Source organism: Streptomyces sp. NPDC050263, assembly GCF_040655955.1.
Classification (GTDB): domain Bacteria; phylum Actinomycetota; class Actinomycetes; order Streptomycetales; family Streptomycetaceae; genus Streptomyces.
Map to the genome: position 1 here is coordinate 18,539 of NZ_JBFAKW010000086.1, position 21,610 is coordinate 40,148.

Consider the following 21,610-nt stretch of genomic DNA (forward strand, 5'->3'; position numbering starts at 1 on the left):
TCCGACGGTCAGGCGAGGTGGACGGGGTGGGCGCTGAAGAGCTGGTCGTGGTTGTGCAGGTCCACGGCGATGTCGAGGCCGGGGAGTTGGGCCGCGCCCTCGCGGCGGGGGTCGGTGCCGGCCGCTTTCGAGAGGAGGTGGGCGAGGGTGGCCTGCAGCCAGGGTGTGGTGAAGAACGGGTTGGTCTCGTTGGCCCACCAGAGGTGGAGACAGGAGGTTGCCGCGTGCAGCCAGGTGAAGCGCTCCGCCACGTCTATGAGGCCGGTGTCCTTGTCGGCCTCGGCGAGTTGTGCGGGGAGTGCGGCTACGGCTTCGACCAGGCGCGTCACCAGGTGGGCCGTGGGACGGTCGCCTTGGGCCGCGAGCCTCGTCAGCGCTTCAGGGGCCACCTGGGGGAGCGCTGCGGTCACGGGATCCCGGCCGCGAGCGTTGAGGTCGAGACGGTGAGGGTCGTAGGAGGGGAGGGGTTCTTCGAGGTCGAAGACGGCGCGGATGTCGTTGTCGGGTGCGGATGCGTCGTGGCTGGTCACGCAGTTTCCCGCGTCCCTGAAGACCTGCTGCAGCTGGCTTGCGAAGGAGCGGAGGTTGGCCAGCGTGCTGGTGTCGACGACCCTGACGATCGCCGCGTCGCGCTGGAGTTTCTGGAACAGGCCTCCGCCCGGGCCCTCGGCGCGCAGGACCGCTCTCGTGGCCAGCACCGCTCCGCAGCGGCGGAGTATCTCCTCCGTGCTCTCCGCCACCACGTGTTTCGCCGCGCAGCCCCAGATGCTGAATGTCTCGGGGGCCACGTGGATGCCGCGGGAAGCCGCCAGGGCGGTGGCGTCGGCAGCCAGTGCTGCGGCCGAGGCGATCGCCAACTCCCTTCGTGGATACGGAGAGTCAAGGACCGTCGTGCGGCCCACCCGGCGGGCCGCCGCGAAGTCGAGGGTCAGGCGGAGGGCCGTGTCCGCGATGCCGAGGCTGCCCGCCATGCTCATCACCCGCACCACCTGCTGGGCCTTCATCACCGACTCCAGGGCCTGGCCCTGCCGGCCGACGACGGCGTCGGCCGGCACCGGGAAGCGGTCGAAGCGCAGTTGGGCGAAGTCGATGCCCCGCATGCCGCCGGTCGGGACGGCGGGGCTGCGGGTCAGGCCCTTGCCCTCGGTGAGATCGAGCAGCACCGCCGAGAACGCGCCCGGGCCGCCGCGCTCGCCCGTGCGGGCCACCAGGTACACGGCCTCGCAGCGCAGACCGAGGCCCACCATCCACTTCTCGCCGGTCAACTCCCAGCCATGGTCGGTTGGCCGGAGGCGGGTGGCGTTGGCGAGGAGGTCGCTGCCGTGGTCGGCCTCCGACAGGGCGAAACCGACCGCGCCGCCCCTGCCGAGGACCTCCGCCGCGTACTTCTGCTGCTCGGGTGAACCGTGCAGGGCCAGGCAGGTCGCGGCGGTGATGCCGAACATGGTGCCCGGCATGACGTTCAGGTCCCGCCGTGCCGCCGTGCGGACCAGGAGCATGCTCTCCTCGAACGACGTGAAGCGGCCGCCCCATTCGGGGGAGAGGTAGTTGAGGTGGAAGCCCGCCTCGCGCAGGGCGTCGCACAACTCATCCGGGAACGCGTCCTGTTCGTCCCGGGCGACGGCAGCACCGAATCCGTAGGGGTTGGTGACGTTGTACGGGTCGCCGAGGAGCCGTTCGAGGGCGTCCGGGGTCATCGGGCGTCCTCCAGGGAGGGTGTCTCCAGCGGCGCGGGGCGGTAGTCGGCCGCCGAGGCCGGGATGCGCACGCCCGCCACGCGCAGTTGGGCGAGGCGCGTGTGGAAGGCGGCGCCGCGCATCAGGTGGTGGGCCACGTCGGCGACCCGGCGGTTGCCGGGGGCCTTGAGGTAGCTGGCGGTGACCCAGTCGTTGAAGGCGCCCATCGCCGGCCCGCACCAGACCTGGTAGTCGAGGACGCGCTCGGGGTCGCCGACCGTGGACCACCGCGAGGCCATGCCCAGGTACCAGCGGAAGACCAGCGCCATCCGGCGCTTGGGGTTGTCGGCGGCCCGCGCGAGCTGCTCGGGGTCGCGTCGGCCGAAGTAGCCGACGCACTCCTGCCAGACCTCGTCCAGCGGGCGGCGCATGATCTGCGTCTCCAGCTTGGCGCGTTCGGCGTCGGGGAGGGACTCCAGGCCGTCGTGGGCCTGATAGAGCTCGTACAGGCGCTTGGCGCGCATCGGGAACAGGGTGCCCTTCTTCAACACCTGCAGTTCCACGCCCATTTCGAACATGTCGGCCGCCGGAGCCATCTCGCAGTCCGCGATGCCCGCGTCCGCCAGCAGTGCCTTGGCTGCCTTCGACGCGCCCGACTCGACGCAGGACTGGTTGACCGACCCGGTGACCACGTATGCGGCGCCCATCGCGAACGCGCCCGCCACCGACGTCGGGCAGCCCAGACCGCCGGCCGCGCCCACTCGGATGGGGGTGGGGTAGCGGTGCTCGTGCTGGACCGTGTCGCGCAGCCGGAGGATCGTCGGGAGGAGGGCGGTGAGCGGGCGGCGGTCGGTGTGGCCGCCGGAGTCGCCCTCGACCGTGATGTCGTCGGCCATCGGCACGTATCTGGCGAGGTCGGCCTGCTCGGCGGTGATCAGGCCCTGCGAGAGGAGGGTGCTGACCAGGGCCGCCGGGGCCGGCCGCATGAAGCGTTCGGCCGTCTCCGGGCGGGAGATCTTCGCGATGAGACGGTGCTCGGCGGTCACCGCGCCGGACGGCGTGCGGCGCAGGCCGGTCAGCCGGTAGCGCACCACGTGCGGGCTGAGGCTCATGAACGCCGAGGCCTCCACGCACCGCACCCCGTGCCGCAGGAACAGCTCCACGGCCTCCCGCTCCAGGCGCTCCTCGCTCGGGCTGTGGATCAGGTTGACGGCGTAGGGCAGGCCGGGGATCTCGGCGGCGAACCGGGTGAGCGCCTTCTCGATGGTCTCGGGAAGCAGGCCGGCCGCTCCGTACGAGGCGAGGCAGCCCTCCCGGGCCAGGGCGACGACCAGGTCGGCGGAGGCGATCCCGCCCGCCATCGCGCCCGCCATGTACGCGTGACGGACGCCGTGCGCCGCCCGGAAGGCGGGGGAGCCGAGAGTGTGCGCGGGCAGTGGTGCGGCTGCCGCCAGGAGGGGCAGGCCCTCGGCGGCGGTCGCCCGCCCACCGGCCACCGCGCCCACGCCGGACGGGGTACGGACGACGAAACAGGGACGGTCGAGATCGGCGAGCGCCTCGCGGATGCCCGCGGGGTCGGTGTGCGGGCCGCTCGCTCCGTGCCACCGGAGGGGAGTGGCGGTCTGGGTCTGCATGACGGGAGTCGTCTCCTCGGGCCGGTTCAGGCCTGGTCGCGGGTGTCGTCGGGACGGACTTCGACGGCGACGTCCGTCAGCTCGTAGATGCGCAGGCCCGGCTTCCACAACTCGGCGTCGGCGATCACGACCAGCCGGTCGCCGTCCCGGCGGATCTCCTTGATGTGCGCGTCGAAGCTCAGCTCTCCGTCGTGGCGCAGGATCTGGCCTCGGTACTTCCAGGCCGTCGGCACGCCCGTGGCGAGCGCGAACCGGGGTCGCTCGATGCCGTCCGCCAGGCCCTGGTCCAGCACGTACAGGCGCAGGGCCTGGAGAATCGCCTCCACGCCGAGCGAGCCGGGCATCACCGGGTCGCGGTGGAAGTGGCAGTCGAAGTACCACTCGTCGGGGCGGATCAGCCGACGGCCGTGAAGGTAGCCGCGGCCGTGCTTTCCGCCGTCCTCGACGACGTCGACGTGGTCGAGGAGATGGAAGTGCCCGGCGGGCAGCCGCAGGTCACCCGTGAACTGCGGTGCCTCGTCCGGGAGTTCGATACGGCGGACGTTCCGCCGGGGGGCCTGCTCGATCCACGGCGCGAGGTATGTGCCGTTGTCCAGGCCGACCTGGTGGGCGAGCGCGGCCTCGCTGAAGTAGCCGAAGAGGGACTCGCCGGTGTAGAACACCTCGCCGTCGGCGGAGAGTTCGTAACGGAAGTTCTGGAGGACCGCTCCGGATACGGCACTGGTCATCAGCAGGGTGGAATGGTGCCGGATGGTCCGGCCCCGCAGGTCGATGTCCTTGACGAGGGTCGCGGTGCCGTCGAGGTTGCGGATGGAGTACTCGGTCTCGGGCTGCTTGAGGGTGGCGCCGAGGTAGTAGCCGAGCAGGATCGCCGCCTGCAGGGACGTCTCCATGTAGACGCAGTTCGGCATGTGCGGGTGGGAGTTCTCGCGGTAGTACCAGGCGTCGGCAGGCGAGTCGTACTCCGTCACCATCTCGGCGCCCGGCTTCAACTCGCCGCGGGTGCCGGTGAGTCGCATGATGCGGTCGACGAACTGGAAGTCCCCGTTGGGGATGTAAGGGGCCCGGCTGTTGCGGTAGACGTCGAACTCGGGGCCCATCGCCGTCCCGAGGTCGCCCTTCGCGGCGTGCGCGAGGTGCAGCTCGTTGATCATCGCCGGTTCGCCGGACCGGTTGCGGCGGCCGAGGAACTCCGGGACTCCGCCGAGCGGCGGACGGTACGGGGCGCCGTCCTTCTCGCGGACCTGGATGCCGAAGTTGCGCATCCGGATGACGGGCTTGTCCTCCAGGTACACCAGGACGTCGGCGATCACCGAGGGGCGCGGGAGCAGCGTCAGCTCCATCACCTCGATCTCGTAGCGGATCGCCGAGTGCGCGGGCGTGATCTGGCCGCGGACCTGCACCTCCGTCTCCAGGCCGACGATCGTCTGGAAGCGGGCGTCCGGCAGGACCAGGTGCATGCCCTGGTGCAGGAGATAGGCCTGGAGGGTCTGGACGGCTCCCTCGGCGACCATCGAGCCGGCCAGCACCGGGTCGTCGGGGAAGTGGCACTCGAAGTACCAGGCGTCCGGCTCCAGCCGCTTGTGCGCGGTGATCGCGCCGAGGCCGCGGGGGCCGCCCGTACGGTCGATGTGGATCTCGTCGACCATGCGCAGCCGGGCGTCCGGCAGCCGGAGCGCCGGGTTGAGGCCCGGGTCCTGGGCGTGGTGCGGGCCGAAGACCTCGCCCGGTCGGCCGTCGGCCAGCGACTCCAGGTCGGCCGCGGTGAGATGGTTCTTCTCGGTGTACGCGAGCGGCTTGAACCAGGTCTTCGTCAGCGCGGCCCGCCGCTGACGGTCCTTCTCCGTGATGACGACCCCGAGCGGGGTGTCCAGCTCCGCCTGCGTGAAGAACCCGGCGCAGGCGTCCTTGAGTTCGAGGATCAGCTCGTCGTCGGCGTAGCAGAGGTAGCTGAAGAAGAAGAGGGTGGTGGGGCCCTGGTGGACGAAGCGGTCGATGGAGATGTCGTAACGCAGTGTCTGGCCGGTGCGGGGCAGGTCGCCGTGGAAGACCAGCTTGCTGTCCAGGAGCCGGTAGACGCGTTCGCCCTTGTTCCGGAAGTCGATGCCCAGGTAGCTGATGAGCAGCAGGTCGCACTGGCCGGCCTCGATGGCCACCGCCGGCGGAACCCCGCCGTCGACGGCGTACCAGGCGTCCTCGGGGACGTCGTACTCGGTGCGGATGAACGATGGTTCGTAGACGCCGGTCTCACCCTGCAACGCGGTCACGCGGGTGACGAAGTGGTACGGCGGGGCGGGCAGGCGCACGCGCTTGGCGTAGCCGTCGACGACGGCGAACCCGGGGCCGAAGACGTCGGTCACGCTGCCGGTGGCGAAGGCGAGCAGTTGGTCCTCGTCCCAGATGACACCGGGGGCCTTGGGCGCGGGAGAGACAGCAGGGGCAGGGGCCACGGGGAGGGCTGGGCGCTGCGGCGCGGGCTGGACGGGGAGCGGCGCACCGCGGAGCTCGGGCACCGGGTTCGGCGCTTCGAACAGCGCCTCCATGCGCGTCAGAGTGTGCTCCTGGAGTACACGTTGCGTCTCCATGACGACCGAGTGCGTGGCCACCATCTGCTGCCGCAGCTCACGCACCAGGTCGGCCGCCGCGTGGCCGGTGGCGGCGGGGCGGACGGGCCGGGTGGGGGACAACCGCGAGGCGGGGGCCTCGGGTCCGGCGGACGAACCGTACGACGCGGGCGGGGGCCCGTCCTGTTGGGCCCAGGGCAGGAAGGCGATCGGCTCCCCGTCGAAGACGATGACCTCGGTGTCGTCGAGGGTGGGGTCGGCGGGCATCGGGTCGGTTACCTCCAGCGAGACGGTCGCGGCGGGGGCCGGCTGCGGCTGTGCGGCTTCAGCGGTGACGCGCACGGGCGCGGACGGAGTGCGGACGGACGGCACTGCGGCGGCGGACACGGCGAGGGACAGGTCGGCCACCCGCTCCGCCACGCCCGCCGGGATCGACGCGCCCCCGCCGACCGGTACCCGCAGTCGGGCCGGTCGCGCCGATCGGGCGGGTCGCGCCGGGTCGGGGCCGAGCAGCGCGAGCAGGTCGACGGGCAGCCCGTGGGCGGTCAGCCGGGCCGCGAGCTGGGCCACGGAGCGGGCGGCGGGCACCCCGCGCCGGTCCATCGGCATCGCTACGTGCTCGGCGTCGCCGAGGGTGTCGTGCACCCAGCGGGTGCAGGTCGCGCCGGGCCCGGCCTCGATGAAGTAGCGGAAACCCCGGTCGTGGGCGGTGCGCACCAGCCGCGGGAAGTCGATGGTGCCGCGCAGCGTCCGTGCGATGCGCCGGGCGACCTCGCCGCGTTCCAGGTCGCCGACCGGCAGGTAGTCGTAGGCGCTGAACAGCTCCAGGCCGAGCGGTGAGCCCGTCGGGTGGTCGTTGAGCTCGGCGAGGCCGTCAAGTTCCGCGTCGACCACCGGGCAGTGCATCACCGAGCCGACCGGGGAGCGGGCCGAAGGACAGCCCAACTCCGATATCAGTAGCTTGCATTGGGCCGGATCGCCGGCGATGACGGCCTCGGTGGGCGTGTTGACATGGGTGAGGAAGACCCGGTCGTAGCGGGCGAGGGCCGCACCGATCCGGTCCGCCGACTCGAGCAGCACGAAGCTGCCCCACACCGCCGCGTCCCGGGTGTCGTCGGGCAGGTTCCACAGCTCGCGGACCGTGCGGCGCGGGCCGGTGAGCCGGTCGCGGAACAGTGGAGTCGCGCTGATCCGGTCGTCCCGGCGGGCCGAGCGCTGCCAGCCGCCGGTTGCGAACAGCATGCTGGACTCACCGAGGCTGTACCCGAACGCGCCGTGCGCGGACACGCCCAGCAGCTCGCGCAGCAGGTCGGTGTAGAGGATGGCGAAGGTGGTGCCGGTGGCGAGCATGAAGGGCACGTCCTCGCCGAGTTCGCCCTCCAGCGCCATCAACGCCCGCCGGTCGGGGGCACTGTGCGTGCGCGGGTACAACTGCGCGGCCCGGAACATCCGGTCGGGGTCGGGCGCCTCCGCCTCGAAGCGGCTCAGCAGGGACGGGAAGACGCGGAACAGGTCCTGGCCCAGGCCGGGATAGGAGTTGAAGGCGCCCGGGTACACCAGGGCGACCTTGCCGTCCGGCCCGATCGGCCGGGGCGCGAAGCAACTGCCCTCCGGGGTTGTCCACTCCTCGCCCTTGGCGTACGCCTCCTTGAGGTGACGCGCCGCCGACTCCAGCTGCCGGCGCAGCTGTCGGTCGTCCCTGCCGACCAGGACGACGCGCAGGGTGCTGCCCGGCAGCCGTTCCGCCGCGGCTCGCCCCAGCCGGTACGGGTCCGCGCCCTCGGCCAGCAGCGCGAGATGCCGGTCCACCTCGGCCAGCAGCCCGTCCACGTCCGCCGCGCCCAGCGGCAGCAGCACCGGCGCACCGGCCCGCCGCCAGTCGCAGGGCACGACGTCACCGCGGGTGTGCTCGCCGGACAGCACGACGTGGCCGTGCGCGCCGTCGGAGCCGATGACGCTGAGCGAGGCGTAACGCCGTCTGTCGTTCGCGGCGCGCAGCCACGGTCGAGAGGCGTCCGGAATGTGGAAGGCGGAGGCCGCCAGGGCGTCGGCGAGCTCCGGTGCGGGCCTGCGCCAGCCCGGCACCCCGGGCAGATACCCGTGGTGCAGGCAGAGCACGGCCCGCAGCAGCCCGGCCATCGCCGCGGCTGTCTGCGCGTCGCCGACCTGCGCCTTGGCGCTGCCCAGGGCGACGGCCCCGGACCCTGCCGGATACACCCGCGCGAGCCCGGTCAGTTCAGCCGTGTCCTGGACGTCCGTACCGCCCGCGTGGGCCTCCAGATAGCCGACGTCGGCCGGTTCGATCCCGGCGTCGGCGAGGGCCTGTTCGGCCGCCCCGGCGAGCGCCGCCGGGTCCGCCTCGGGCAGCAGCCCGTCGACGGGGGCGGCGTGCCGTACGGCGATGGAGTCGATTCGCGTGTACCCGGGCCGCGTCGCCTCACCCGCCCGGGTGACCACGACGGCCCCCGCGCCCTCACCGATGCGCCGGCCGCGCTGCCCCTCGCCGAAGCTCAGGCCCGCGCCGGCCGCCGGCCGGTCGCCGCGCAGCAGCAGGTTCTCCGGAGAGCCGGCCAGATCGACCGCGCCGACCAGCACCGCCTCCACGCTGTCGTCGAGCAGCAGGAGCTGGGCGATCTGGAGGGCCTCGGCGGTGCCCGCGCCGTCGGAGGAGACGGTGAAGGAGGGGCCGGTGAGGTTCCAGAGCGAGGAGATTCGGGCGGCCATGATGTTGCCGATGTAGCTCAGCACCTCGTTGGCGACGATCGGCTCGTGGACCGCGTCCCGGGCGACCGCTGCCACCTGCGCCTCGGTCGGCTCGAGACCGGCGTCGGCGTACGCCCGGCGCAGGAAGTCGCCGAGACCGTACCGGGCCAGGTGCAGATGCGCGCTGGGCTCCATCTCCATCGCGACGACGACGGCGATCCGGCGCGGCTTCGGCGCCCGCTGCCCCGGCGCGACGGTCCTGTCGTACCCGGCGTCGCGCAGCGCCTCGTCGGCGACCTTGGACATCAGGGCGTGCTGGAGGTTGTAGTTGCGCAGGTCGGCCGGTGGGATGCGGTGGTCGGCCGGGTCCAGCTCGACCCGGTCCACGAAGCCGCCCTCGGGCAGCTCCGCCCGGGTCAGCCCGGCCCGCTCCAGCGTGCCGCCCACGGTGTCCTCCAGACCGCGCCAGCGGTGCTCGGGCAGCGGCCGGAAGGCGGCGTCGGTGCCGTCGTACAGGGCGCGTTCGAAGGCGGCGACGCAGTCCAGGGCGCCGAAATGGGCGCCCAGACCGATGACGTCCAGGGCGGGCGGGACGACCGGGGCGGCTTCGTCGACGGCGTCGGCCCGCTGGGAGAGCACCACGTGGGCGTTGGTGCCGCCGAAGCCGAACGCCGACACCGCCGCCCGGCGCGGGCCGGACACGCGGTCGGGCCAGGCGCGGCCCGTGCGTACCAACGGCAGTGCGTCGGTGAGAGGTTGTTCGACCCCGACCGTCGGCGGAAGCTGTCCGTGCCCCATGGCCAGGATCACCTTCAGCAGGCTGCTCAGGCCCGCCACGGTCAGGAGATGCCCCAGGTTGCCCTTCACGGACCCCAGCGGCGGCACCTCGCCCCGCGCGCCGAACCAGGCGGCGACCGACTCGGCCTCCGTGCCGTCGCCGATCGGGGTACCGGTGGCGTGGCACTCCAGGTAGTCGACCAGTTCGGGCCCGAACCCGGCCTGTGCGTAGGCGAGTTCGTACGACGAGCGCTGCCCCGCCAGGTTGGGGACCAGCAGGTGACGGCCCGCGCCGTCGTTGGACAGGCCGATGCCGTCGACCACCGCGTAGATCCGGTCGCCGTCCGCGAGGGCGTCCGCGAGCCGCCGTACGGCGACCATGCCGGCGCCCTGGCCGGTGAGGATGCCGGTGGAGCGGGCGTCGAAGGGCTGGCTGACGCCGTTGCCCGGGTAGGCGTGCAGATCGGAGAACGAGAGGTGGATCAGGGTCGGGTCGGGCGCGCACACCCCGCCCGCCAGCACCAGGTCGGCCTGGCCGGCCGCCAGATGGTCGCAGGCCAGCTTCAGCGCGTACAGGGCCGAGGAACAGGCGGCGTCCAGGGCGTAGCGGGGGCCGCCGAGACCCAGCGCGGCGGCGGTGATCCGGGCCGGCGCGCCGCTGACCCGGGCGTCGGCCGGGTGCACGGCGGCCGGGTCGTGGAGCGGGCCCGGGTCGGGTGCCGGCCGCCCGGACGCGCGCAGACCGGACAGCACGGCCTCGTGGACCAGAGGCAGGCTGATGCGGGCCGAGGCGGGGGTCGGGAAGGAGTAGTCGCCGACGACCAGGCCGGTGCGGGCCAGCAGCCCCGCGCGGTCGGCGTGGCCGGTGTCGCGCAGCGCCTCACGGGCCACGTGCAGGGACCAGTGGAAGACCCGGTCGAGGCCGGTGAGGTCGTCGGGGCGCAGCCGGAAGCCGGTGGGGTCGAACGTGAAGTCGGAGACGAAGCCTCCGCGGACGCAGGTGATGGAATGCGCGGGGTCGGCGTCCCGGACGTCGGCGGCCGGTCCGAAGACGTCGGCGCCGCCCTCCGTCCGGCTGTCGACGCCGTCGTGCAGGTTCTTCCAGTACGCGTCGGGAGTGGCCGCCCCGGGGAAGAGGCAGGAGATCCCGACGATCGCGAACTTGCTCATGGCAGCTGTTTCCTCCAAGGTGCCGGGGCCGGCGGGAGTCGCCCCGCCGGGGCCCCGGTCCGTACGTCGGCTCAGCGGCTCGCGAACTTGGCGGCCAGCTGCGGGGTGGAGACCAGGGACACGCCCGAGAACCGGGCCAGGACCCGCCCGTTCGGGGCGCACGCGGTCACGGTGAGCGTCGCGTCCGTTGACGTCGGTTCCACGACCACGAGGAACGGCTCGCCGTCCGGCAGCGCCTCGTACAGCTCGACGTCCGCCACCGCCATCGGCAGGCTCGCCGTGCCGCGGTGCAGCCGCATCCACACCAGCGCGGCCTGGAGCAGCAGGTCGGCGGTGCCCGGCGCGTACCGCTCGCCGCCCAACGCCCCGCCCGCGGGAAGGTGTTCGGTCAGCGCGCACTCCACGACCAGTCGCGCCTCACCTGACTCGAGCACGCGGTGCAGCCCCCGCAGAGACGGGCCGTGGAAGAGCGTGCCGTCGGCGTAGAAGACCTGTGCGTCGCTGCCGCTGCCGAGGGCCGGCAGCCCGGTCAGCCGGCCTGGCTCGGCGGCGGAGCCGGTGCGAAGCACCCGGGCCGCGAAATGCGGCCGTACGGTCCCGTCGGCGGCGACTGAGCGGATCGTGACGTCCGCCTCGGCGGCGTCCGGCGTCGGGTCGACGGTCAGTCGGAACCGGCAGCCGTCGAGGGAGCCGTCGAAGACGACACCTTTGTGGACCGCGAAGTCCCGTATTCGGCTGACGACTTGGCCGGTCAGCCGCTCGACCGCGCCGGTGGCCCAGCCCAGGGCCGCCGCGGCGGGCAGTACCGGCGCGTCGCCGATGACATGGTCAGCGAGCAGCGGTTCGGTGACCAGCGCCGACAGGTCACGTTCCAGTACGACCGGTGCCGTGGGCACGGTGTCCTCCCGCGCCGACAGGGGAGTGGTCGGGCCGAGGACCGTGACCACGTCGCCGGCCCGCTCGGGGGCGAACTGCTCGGTGAACAGCCGGGCCCCGGTCTCCTGCGGGATCAGCGCGATGCCCCGTTCCTTGAACACCGCCTTGATCTGCGGGGACACCATGCCGCTGTCCCAGGCTCCCCAGTTCAGCGAGGAGACGTGTGCGGTGGGGTGGCTGCGCTTGAAGGCGCCGGCCCAGGCGTTGAGGACCTCGTTGGCCATCGCGTAGTCCGACTGGCCGCGGTTGCCGAAGAACCCGGCGACCGACGAGAACAGCAGGACGTGCCGCAGCCGTTCGGCGGGCAGGGCGGCGACGACCGAGCGCAGACCGCCCAGCTTCACCGCGAACACCCGGTCGATCTCGGCCGCCTTCTTCGCGGCGATCAGCTGGTCGGCGAGAACGCCCGCGCCGTGCACGAGACCGGTGACCCGCTCTCGGTAGGGGGCCAGCGCGGCGGCCGTCGCGGCGGCGTCGGAGATGTCCACCGCGAGGTACTCGGCCGCGCTGCCGGCGGCCCGCAGGTCGGCCAGCGTCCGCCGCACCTCGCGCTCGCCGACGACGCCCTGGTAGAGCTGCTCGACCCGCTTGGGCGTCGGCTTCTCGCCCGAATCCTTCAGCCGGGCCACGGCGGCTGCCTTCAGCTCGGCCGTGTCGCTCAGTCCGCGGGCCCAACGCGGCTCCTCACCGAGGGCGGTACGGCCCAGGAGCAGCAGGCCGGGACGGTGCGCTGCGGCGAGGGCGACGGCGCAGCGGGCGGTGATGCCGCGCGCTCCGCCGGTGACGATCAGCAGGTCGTCGGAGGTGAGCGGCGCGGCCGGCGCTGCGGCGAGCGCGGTGTCAGGGGCGGCGGAGGGTGTCTCGCCGAGGGTGAGCGCGACCCTGCGGGAGCCGTCGCGGCCCACCTGCACCGGGCCGCCGGCCGCGTCGTGCACCTCTTCGAGGAGCAGTTCGGCGGCCTTGGCCGCGCCGAGGGCGGGGGTCAGGTCCACCGCCCGGCAGAACAGTTCGGGGGCCTCGACGGCGAGGGTCTTCAGCAGGCCTCCGACGCCGCCGGCGGGCGCGGCGTCCTCGTCGACCCCGGTGAGGCCGAAGGACCCGTCGAGCCGGGTGACGGTGACGAAGGCGGCGCGGTGGCCGGCCCTCGCGGCAGTGGTCAGCGGGCCGACCAGGTGCTTGGCGACGAGCAGCGTGTGCGCGAGTCGGCGGACGCCCTCGGCCCACGGCAGGTCGCCTGCGGCACCGAAGACGAGCGCGAGGTGCAGGTTGCCGTCGTCCAACTCCTCGATACGGGACGCCAGTTCGTTGGCTCCCCAGCCGGTCAGCGGAAGGTCGTCCGCCCCGGTGACGCGCCGCTCGACGGCCGGCAGTCGCAGGACCGTCACCTGCCAGCCGTCCGCGCGCAGCCGGACTGCCGCGGCCGCGGCGACCTCGCTGCCGTCGTCCACGACCAGCGCGGCCGCGCCTTGCGGGTACGCGCCGACGAGCCGGTCGGGCGTCGGCAGCTCCCTCAGCGCCGCGTGACCACGCCCGATCGCCGACGGGGTGACGGGGGGCGCGACGGCCGCAGGCTCAACCGAGGGGGTCCCCGACGCCCCGGACAGACCGGCCATGAAGTCGACGATGTCGCCCAACGTCCGTAGTTCGGCGAGTTGTTCGGGTCCGACGGGTGTGGGGCTGGGGAAGCGTTCCTGGAGGATGCCCATGATTTCGACGCGTTTGATGGAGTCGATGCCGAGGTCGGCTTCGACGTCCATGGTGAGGTCGAGCATGTCGGTGGGGTAGCCGGTCTTCTGGGAGACGATGCCGAGCATCGCGGCGGTGACGTCAGCGGTCGTGGGGCCGACGCTCACGGTGCTCGCAGTGGGCTCGGTCGGATGGCGGCCGCCCAGCTCCAGGACGAAGCCGACGATTTCGTTCAACGTCCGTAGTTCGGCGAGTTGTTCGGGTCCGACGGGTGTGGGGCTGGGGAAGCGTTCCTGGAGGATGCCCATGATTTCGACGCGTTTGATGGAGTCGATGCCGAGGTCGGCTTCGACGTCCATGGTGAGGTCGAGCATGTCGGTGGGGTAGCCGGTCTTCTCGGAGACGATGCCGAGGATCGCGGCGGTCACATCGGCCAAGCCTGCCGCCGGGGCCGCCGGGGCCGCCGGGGCCGCCGGGGCCGGCCTGGGTGCCGTACGAGCGGCGCTCGCACCGCCCAGGCTCAGCACGAAGCCGACGATCTCGTTCAACGTCCGCAGTTCGGCGAGCTGCTCCGGACCGACCGGTGTGGGGCTGGGGAAGCGTTCCTGGAGGACGCCCATGATCTCGACGCGTTTGATGGAGTCGATGCCCAAGTCAGCCTCCACGTCCATGGTGAGGTCGAGCATGTCGGCCGGGTAGCCGGTCTTCCGGGACACCACGTCGAGCAGTGCCGCAGCCACGTCCTCGGCGGTCGCCCCGAGCGGCTCCACCGCGGCCTGGAGCGCCGGGGGAGCGGGAGGCGCGGCCGCCTCGACGGGGAGCGGCGCGGCGGCCGGGAGCACCGGGGCGGGGGCGGTCTGCCCGGCGACCGGCAGCGGCGTCGGCAGCGGAGCGGTCGGGGCCGCGGGGGCCACCGCGCCGATCTCCATCGCCGCCAGGTCCCGAAGGATCTCGTTGGCGCGCAGATGGGTGCGTCCGATGGCCAGACCGTGTTCCTTCACCGACGACACGCCCGGGATCACCGTGTCGACCCGGCCCTGCTCGTCGGCCCGCTCCAGCAGCCCCATCATGCGCTGGGCGCTGGACAGTTGGCCCTGGAGGTAGTCGTCGTGCAGGGCGAGATGATCGGCGATCAGCGAGGGGAGCCGGTCGTCCGCGGGGGTGGGTGCGGGGGCGGTGTGTTCTTCTTCCACGAGCGGGGTCTCCAGGACGTCTGCGGGGAGGGACAGGGCCACCGGCGGTGCGGTGGCGAGCACCGGCTCCGGCGCCGCAGGGGCGATCCGGTAGCCGTCGGTCAGCGCTTCCCGGTAGGCGGCGCGGCGCGCCTCGGGCACATGGTTGATGCCGTTGAGCGGCACCGTCATGCCCTTGACCGGCTCCTCGGCCGGAGCCTGCGTCACATACCGGTCGGCCGTCGTCAGCGGCAGGCCCAGTACGGCGAGTTGGGCGACCGTGCGCTTGAGGGTGAGGTCGGCGTCACCGGAGGCGCCCGAGTCGAGCTGGAGCGCGAAGTGCTCGCGCTCGCCGAGGATCCGGTCGACCAGCCGGGTCAGCACACCCTTCGGCCCGAACTCGACGAACGTGCGGAAGCCGGCCGCGTACATCTCCTCGACCCGCTCGGCGAACTCGACGGGTTTGACCAGCTGGTCCACGAGGGTGCGCCGGTTGGCATCCACGTCCGGACCGTAGGCGGCGCCCGGGGAGTTGGCGAACACCGGTCGGCGGGGCTCGCCGATCTCCACGTCCGCGACCCGGCGTCCGAACTCCTCCACCGCGTGGGCGACGAACGGCGTGTGGAAGGCGGCCGAGACGGGAAGCCGTAGCGCCCGCACCCCGGCAGCGCCCGCCGCCGTCACGAAGCGCTCCACGGCGTCGGTGGCGCCGCCGACCACGATCTGGTCGGCCGCGTTGCGGTTGCAGACGATCAACTCGGCGTGTTCGGCGAGCAGTCGGTCGACCTGCTCGGCCGAGGCGGTCACCGCCGCCATGGCCCCGGCGTCGAAGTCCGGGTCGGCCGGCGGTGCCATCGCCGCGCCGCGAGCCCGGGCCAGCGCGAAGTACGTGTCGTCGTCGAGCGCCCCGGCGGCCCAGAGCGCGGCCAGCTCGCCGAAGCTGTGCCCGAGGAACCCGTCGGCGGAGAAGCCGAGTTCGGTGAGATAGCGGTAGTGGCCGGCCGCGAGAGCGCCGATCGCGGGCTGGGCGTACTCGGTGCGGCGCAGTGCCGTGTCCTGGGCGGCGCGGGTCGCCTCGTCGAACGCGGGCGGGGGGAACGCGACCCGGGACAGCGGGAGTTCGCCTTCCCCGAAGGCGGCGTTGGCCCGGTCGAAGGCGGCCCGCAGCGGGGGCAGCGCGAGGACCGCCGTGCGGCCGGGCTCGACGTACTGGCTGCCCTGGCCCGCGAACAGCGCGCCGATCTTTCCGGTGGGGGCAGCCGAGCGGCGGAAGTAGACGCCCTTGGGGTGTGACCAGGACTCCGCCGTCGGCTCGGCCCGCAGCCGGTCGACGGCCAGGGCGCGCAGGCTCGCGAGTTCGGCGTCGGTGCGGGCGACGAGCGCGAGGCGCGGGTGGCCGTCCGGGGCGGGGGTCGTGGCCGGCGCGGCCCCGCCTTCCACGGCCCGCGACAGGCCATCTATGTCAGGTGCATGCCATATGTGTACCCGGTTCACAGGGAACAGCACCCGCAGGTCCTCGCCGTCTCCGTGCTCCTCCAGCACCAGGTGGAAGTTGGTGCCGCCGAAGCCGAACGAGGAGACGGCGGCCCGGCGCTCGGGGCGGCGCGGGTCGCGGATCCAGGGGCGGGTGCGCGCGCTGACGTAGAAGGGGCTGTCGGTCCAGTCGATCGCCGGGTTCGGCCGGTCCACGTTGATGGTCGGTGGGAGCAGCCTGTGGTGCAGGGCCAGCGACAGCTTGATCATCCCGGCCGCGCCGGCGGCCGCCTTGGTGTGGCCGATCTGCGACTTCACGCTGCCGACCGCGGCGAACTGCTTCTCCTCGACGCCCTCCGAGACCACCGCCGACAGCGCCGACAGCTCGACCGCCTCGCCGACCGCCGTGCCCGTGCCGTGTGCCTCGAACAGCTCGATGGAGTCGGGGGAGACGTCGGCGTCCTCGTACGCACGGCGCAGGGCGGCCATCTGGCCCTCCTTGCGTGGGGCGTAGATGGACTTGAAGCGGCCGTCGCTGGAGGAGCCGATGCCGCGCAGCACCGCGTAGACGCGGTTGCCGTCGCGCTCGGCGTCGGCGAGGCGGCGCAGCGCCAGCATGCCGATGCCCTCGCCGATGAGGGTGCCGTCGGCGTTCTCGTCGAACGGGCGGATGCGCCCGGACTTGGAGAAGGCCGGGGTCTTGCTGAAGCACAGGTACATGAAGATGGTGTTCTCGGCGTCGCAGCCGCCCACCAGCATGGTGTCCGAGCGGCGCTCCAGCAGATCGCTGACCGCGGCCTTCACCGCGCCGAGCGAGCTGGCGCAGGCCGCGTCGATCGTCATGTTGGTGCCGCCCAGGTCGAGGCGGTTGGCGATCCGGCCGGCCACCACGTTGCCCAGCATGCCGGGGAAGGAGTTCTCCTCCCAGGGTGCGAAGGCCAGCTTGAACTTCTCGGCGATAGCCTCCGCGTCCCGGTCGGACAGGCCGCAGGACCGCACGACCTCCTTCAGGACGGGTGTCTGGAGCCGGGCCGAGAGCGGCTGGGTGAGCTGGTTTGCGCCGGTCACGCCGAGCACCACACCGGTGCGCGCGGCGTCGTACCACTCCTGGTCGGCGCCCGCGTCCTTGAGCACGTCGCGCGCCACGACCAGGCTCAACAACTGGAGCACGTCGGTGACTTCGAGGGTGTTCGGGGGCAGGCCGAACTCGAGCGGGTTGAAGGGGACCGCCGGGATGAAGCCGCCGCGCCGGGAGTAGGTCTTGTCGGGCGCGGCGGGGTCGGAGTCGTAGTGCTCCGAGATGTCCCAGTGGGTCGCGGGGACGTCCTCGATGCAGTCGGCGGCGGACACCACGTTTGCCCAGAACTCGCGCAGATCACGCGACTTGGGGTACAGGGCGGACAGGCCGACGATCGCGATGGGATCCCGGGCCAGCCGGCGATCGAGGTCGGACGGGTGCGAAGCGTTCACGGCGAGGCTCTCTTGGTCGGACGGTGGAGCCGGTGGGGGACGGCCCAGGTCGGTTCGGGGCCCTACGGGTGACGCGCGACGGTGGTGGGGGCACGGCGGAACTGCCGGACGGCGTGCCACGGCCGGCGGTCAGCGGTCGTCAGGGGCCACGCGGAGGGGCGTGAACAGGTCAGCTCGCGTACAGCAACCGGGCGAGCACACCGAGGGAGTCGGGGCGGCCGAGCATCGTGTAGTGGTCGCCGGGGCACCGGTGCACGGTCAGCCCGTGCGGGGCGAGGGGCAACCAGCCGAGCGTGTCGTCGCCCGGGAGCAGGCTCCGCTCCGCCTTCACCAGCACCAACGGGAGCGGGGCGGGGGCGGGCCGGTAGGGCGCGGTGAGACGGTTGTTGCGCAGCAGACCGTCCACGTAGGTGTCGTAGAGCTTGCGCAGGCCGGGGAGCGGGGTGTCCGGGAGCAGGGTTCCGGCGGCGGTGGCGGCGTCCAGGACGACGGGGAGTCCGTCGTCGACGCCGCGTCCGGCGAGCGCGCCGGGAGTGAGCGGGACGGGGCGGTCGCGCTTGGCGCCGAGGTACATGGCGAACCAGCCCAGGAGCAGGGCGGGTTCGAGTGCGTCGTCGGGCTGCTTGTACGCGTCGGTGGGGGCGATGCTGTCGAGGAGCAGGAGGCGTTCGGGACGCCGGCCGGCGGGCAGCGCGTGCGCCATGGCCAGGGCCATGACTCCGCCGAAGGACCAGCCGGCGAGGGTGTACGGGTCGGCGGCCGGTTCCATGGCCGTCAGCAGGCGCTCGGCGAGGGCCTCCACGGTGGTGGCCGCTCTGCCTCCGGTGAGGGCTGCGTCGGCGTAGTCGGGGACCGCGCCCAGGTCCAGCACGGTCAGTCCGTCGCCCTCCGGGAGGGCTTCGGCCAGGCCTTCGTAGACCTGGGGGGCGAGCGCGCCGGGGTGGACTACGTAGACCGTGCGCCGGCCGGGCACGGCGGCCCTCAACGGGCGTGCGACCGGGGGCCGGGCGTTACGCGGCGGTCGCACGCTGCACGCTCTCCTCGGCCAGATACACCGCGAGGTCCTTGATCGTCGGGTGGTACCAGAGGGTCGTCGTGCTCAGCTCGAAGCCGAGCCAGTTCTCCAACTCGCCCGCCAGGATGAGGGCTTCGGTGGAGTCGAGGTCCAGCTCGTCGAAGTAGACCTCACGCGAGACCTCGGTGGTCGCCACGCCGAGGCGGTGGGCGATCTTCTCGATCAGCCATGCCTCGGCTTCGGGTGCGGTGACTGCAGGCATGATGCGACGTCCTTCCCTTCGGGCGCACCTCCGGCAGGGATCGCCGGAGGGCGGGTGAATGCTGGGCCGAGCACCGAACGGTCCGGCCGACGGCACGCCGACGGCGTCTCGCGGCCTGCGCCGTCGGGACCGACCGGATCTGTCGGCCGGTCTACGGGGCAGAGGCCGTGACAAGGAGACCGGAAGGCCGGACCGGCCGGTAAACATGAGGACTTCGGGCGGTGGGCTGCTTTCTGGCGAACGCCGTGTGCGCGGCGATCAAATCTGGTCAGTGGTACGTCGGTCGTCCGGTGCTGCTGATTGGTGCGGACCTGCGACTCCGCAGGTGTGGGGGGTACTTCGGAGTGGCCGCCCGAAGCACGTAGGCCAAGTCTTGCCAGTCTTCGGAATCTTGATCAACCGGTCTTCCGAAGAGTGGAAAGAATTCGAGGTTTACGGGCGTAGACGTGAAGGAGAACGTGTGGAGGAAATCGGTGACCGACAGGTGAAGCAGCGGTCCCGCCGGCCTCATTGAGGCTGATGTCCCACCTTTGCCGCGCGCCGGAACGCACCGGGTGTCATATGCACGCGACGCGTGAAGAACTTGCCGAAGTTGGTCACTTCGGAGAATCCGAGCTGCCGTGCGATGGCGCTGATCGGCAGCTCGGAGTGGGCGAGGAGGCGGCGCGCCTCCAGGGCCACCCGGGCGTCGACGATGTCCTTGGTGGAGGTGCCGGCGACCTCGCGGCAGGCCCGGGCAAGGGCGCGCGTGCTGCAGTTGAGGGCGGCCGCGTAGTCCTCGACCAGCCGGCTGGAGCGGAAGGAGCGGTCCAGCTCGCGGCGGAAACGCAGGAACAGATCGCCGTTGTCGCCGCTGAATGTCGTCGCGTGGGCCTGGGCGTGCGCGTGGCGCTGGCGGCACACCTGGTCCACGTGCAGCAGGACGACGGCGAGCAGATGCTTGAGCAGTTCCTCGCCCAGTCCCTGGTCGGGCCGCTCGTACTCCTCCTGAAGGAGACTCAGAACCCTTTGGAACGCGGGGAGTTCGCCTTCCCGGAGCTGCCAGTGCGAGGGGCGCAGGACGTCGTCTATGAAAGCCATGTGGGCGCCCGTCTGCAGCGGGAACGCCTTGGTGAACATGATGATGTCGGCGTCCATGTCCCCGTCGGGGAGGAACTGGATCACCTGGTTGGGCCGGGTCCACACCAGGGTTCCGGGGTGGCACTCGAAGGGTGTGGAGTCGATCGAGTAGGTCCCCGTGCCCTCCCTGACCAGCATGATCTGATGGAACTCGAGCCGGTGCGGGGTGGCGAGGAAGCCGCGGGAGGCGTGTGTGAACAGTTTGTGAAGAGTTGCCAGTGCAATGCCGAGGCCGGCCCGGCAGACGGGTCTGTAGGACACCACGGGGATCGGTAACGATGCGAAATCGACCATGAGCGTTCCGGAATCGACCTTTCACTGGCCACTTGAGGGTTCAATGATAGATCCGGTCGCCCGATGCCAGATCACTCCTGGTGCATGCACGTGCACGGCTATAGGTGCGCACGTGTCAGCGCGCCCTCCCCATGACCTGAAGGTGAAGGGACTCTGAACGGGATGACCACTCCCCACGCCGCCACTCCGGAACGCTCAGTCGTCGACCGGACGCTCAGCATCCTCGGCACCTTCGACCGGGACAACCGGACCCTGACGCTCAGCGACATCAGTCGTCGGTCGGGGCTGCCCGTCGCCACCGTTCACCGCATCGTCAACAAACTCCACGGCTGGGGCGCCCTCGAACGGTGCGCGGACGGCGGATACAGCATCGGTCTGCGCCTGTGGGAGACGGCCGTCCTGGCGCCGCGCTCCTCCGCGGTGGCCGAGGCGGCGCAGCCGTACCTCGTCGCCCTGCACACCCGGACCACGGCCGCGGCGACCGTCGCCATCCTGGACGGCAGGGAAAGCGTCTGCCTGTCCTTCGTCTCCAGCGAAGCGGAACAGGAGGCATTGCACGGCGATCCCGGCCGTCGCGTTCCCTTGCACGCCACCGCGGTGGGACTGGTCCTGCTCGCCAACGCGCCCGGCGCGGTGCAGAACGAGGTGTGCTCCGCCCCGCTGCGCGCCTTCACCCCCGCCACGATCACCGACGGCGCCCAGCTCAAGCGCTGCCTCGCCAAGGTCCGCCGGGACGGCCACGCGGTCGTCCACCACGCGCTGGCCGAGGGCCGGGGCGGGTTCGCGGTCCCGGTGCGCGACAGCCGCGGCGTGGTCGTGGCCGCCGTGGGAGTGATCGGCGCCGTCGAGGTCGTTCAGCCGGCGCGCGTGGCACCCCATGTGTGCGCCGCCGCCGCGATGATCCAACGCTGCGTCCGCGGCGAGGGCTGGCGCGCCGCGGAGGTCGGCGCGTGAGCTGAGCGCGAGCGGGCCGGGGATCCGGTCCAGAGGTCCCCCGGCCGCCCGCCCCGCGGATCGTGAGCGATCGCGCCCGACCCCGGCGGATCCACCCCGGTGGATCCACCTGCGGATCCTCCCCGCCGATCCACCCCCGAGGGGATTGATCCCGCCACGGTCGGGTACGCGAGGTCGGACCGCCGCTACTAGGGGAGCTGCCATGGAGACGCCCGCATACGACCGCACCGACAACCCCGGCGCGCTGGCGCTGGACGCGCTGGCCCGGGACACCGAGGACACGGCGGCACTGGACGCACTCGCGCACTGCGACGTCCTTGTGCCCGTGCCCGACGACGCGACCGACGAGGACGTCACCGACCCGACCACCGTCGCCCTGCCCGTCCTCGAACAGGTCGGGGGCGCTCCCGTGGTGCCGGTGTTCACCTCCGAGCCCGAGCTGGCGGACCTGCTGCCGCAGGTCGCCCGCTACCGCCTGGTCCCGCTCGGCGCACTCGCCGCGCAGTGGCCGACCGGAGAGCTGTCCCTGTGCATCGACGCAGCCGGCGCCCACCCACTGACCCTCACCTCGGAGGGCGTACGCACTCTGCTCGTCCGCTAGGTGTATCGAGCTAGTGCCGCGGCAGGCAACGTTTGCCCGTCAAGGAGCGGCGTCCGGTGCGTGCTCTCGGTGTGCCGGCCGGAAGTCCTCGTACTGGACGTACT

General features: G+C 72.4%; 9 protein-coding genes. 2 read left to right on the plus strand and 7 right to left on the minus strand.

Annotated elements, in window-relative coordinates:
* Positions 1–8: 8 nt before the first annotated feature.
* The 7 genes from AB0J04_RS30880 to AB0J04_RS30910 all read right to left on the minus strand — a co-directional run bounded on the left by AB0J04_RS30880 (position 9) and on the right by AB0J04_RS30910 (position 19,918).
* Positions 9–1,697, minus strand: a complete 1,689-nt coding sequence (locus tag AB0J04_RS30880; protein ID WP_363171876.1) for an acyl-CoA dehydrogenase family protein — start codon at positions 1,695–1,697, stop codon at positions 9–11.
* The gene (locus AB0J04_RS30885) at positions 1,694–3,310 is read right to left on the minus strand and encodes a PfaD family polyunsaturated fatty acid/polyketide biosynthesis protein (RefSeq protein ID WP_363171877.1); all 1,617 of its coding nucleotides are present in this window, start codon (positions 3,308–3,310) and stop codon (positions 1,694–1,696) included. Before AB0J04_RS30885 ends, AB0J04_RS30880 begins: the two co-directional genes overlap by 4 nt.
* A 26-nt stretch (positions 3,311–3,336) precedes the next feature.
* Positions 3,337–10,524, minus strand: a complete 7,188-nt coding sequence (locus AB0J04_RS30890; protein WP_363171879.1) for a beta-ketoacyl synthase N-terminal-like domain-containing protein — start codon at positions 10,522–10,524, stop codon at positions 3,337–3,339.
* Between the two features lie 71 nt (positions 10,525–10,595).
* The gene (locus AB0J04_RS30895) at positions 10,596–17,261 is read right to left on the minus strand and encodes an SDR family NAD(P)-dependent oxidoreductase (RefSeq protein ID WP_363171880.1); all 6,666 of its coding nucleotides are present in this window, start codon (positions 17,259–17,261) and stop codon (positions 10,596–10,598) included.
* A 169-nt stretch (positions 17,262–17,430) separates the two neighbouring features.
* Complete coding sequence (locus AB0J04_RS30900) at positions 17,431–18,288, minus strand: thioesterase domain-containing protein (protein ID WP_363171881.1); 858 nt, start codon at positions 18,286–18,288, stop codon at positions 17,431–17,433.
* Positions 18,272–18,538, minus strand: a complete 267-nt coding sequence (locus tag AB0J04_RS30905) for an acyl carrier protein (RefSeq protein WP_363171882.1) — start codon at positions 18,536–18,538, stop codon at positions 18,272–18,274. Before AB0J04_RS30905 ends, AB0J04_RS30900 begins: the two co-directional genes overlap by 17 nt.
* A 507-nt stretch (positions 18,539–19,045) precedes the next feature.
* A complete protein-coding gene (locus AB0J04_RS30910) occupies positions 19,046–19,918 on the minus strand; it encodes an AraC family transcriptional regulator (RefSeq protein ID WP_363171883.1) in 873 nt (290 codons plus the stop codon).
* Positions 19,919–20,113: 195 nt separating this feature from the next.
* On the opposite strand from AB0J04_RS30910, the gene AB0J04_RS30915 reads away from it, so the two are divergent.
* Positions 20,114–20,905: an IclR family transcriptional regulator gene (locus AB0J04_RS30915; RefSeq protein ID WP_363171884.1), complete on the plus strand. Its 792-nt coding sequence runs from the start codon at positions 20,114–20,116 to the stop codon at positions 20,903–20,905.
* Between the two features lie 202 nt (positions 20,906–21,107).
* Positions 21,108–21,506 carry an SseB family protein gene (locus AB0J04_RS30920; protein ID WP_363171885.1) on the plus strand — a complete coding sequence of 133 codons (399 nt, stop codon included), beginning with the start codon at positions 21,108–21,110 and terminating at the stop codon, positions 21,504–21,506.
* The last annotated feature ends 104 nt before the right edge of the window (positions 21,507–21,610 follow it).

What these genes read in the sequence shown, in the direction of transcription:
- AB0J04_RS30880 (WP_363171876.1), bottom strand. Translation starts at nt 1,697, where the DNA reads ATGACCCCGGACGCCCTCGAACGGCTCCTCGGCGACCCGTACAACGTC.
- AB0J04_RS30885 (WP_363171877.1), bottom strand. Translation starts at nt 3,310, where the DNA reads ATGCAGACCCAGACCGCCACTCCCCTCCGGTGGCACGGAGCGAGCGGC.
- AB0J04_RS30890 (WP_363171879.1), bottom strand. Translation starts at nt 10,524, where the DNA reads ATGAGCAAGTTCGCGATCGTCGGGATCTCCTGCCTCTTCCCCGGGGCG.
- AB0J04_RS30905 (WP_363171882.1), bottom strand. Translation starts at nt 18,538, where the DNA reads ATGCCTGCAGTCACCGCACCCGAAGCCGAGGCATGGCTGATCGAGAAG.
- AB0J04_RS30915 (WP_363171884.1), top strand. Translation starts at nt 20,114, where the DNA reads ATGACCACTCCCCACGCCGCCACTCCGGAACGCTCAGTCGTCGACCGG.
- AB0J04_RS30920 (WP_363171885.1), top strand. Translation starts at nt 21,108, where the DNA reads ATGGAGACGCCCGCATACGACCGCACCGACAACCCCGGCGCGCTGGCG.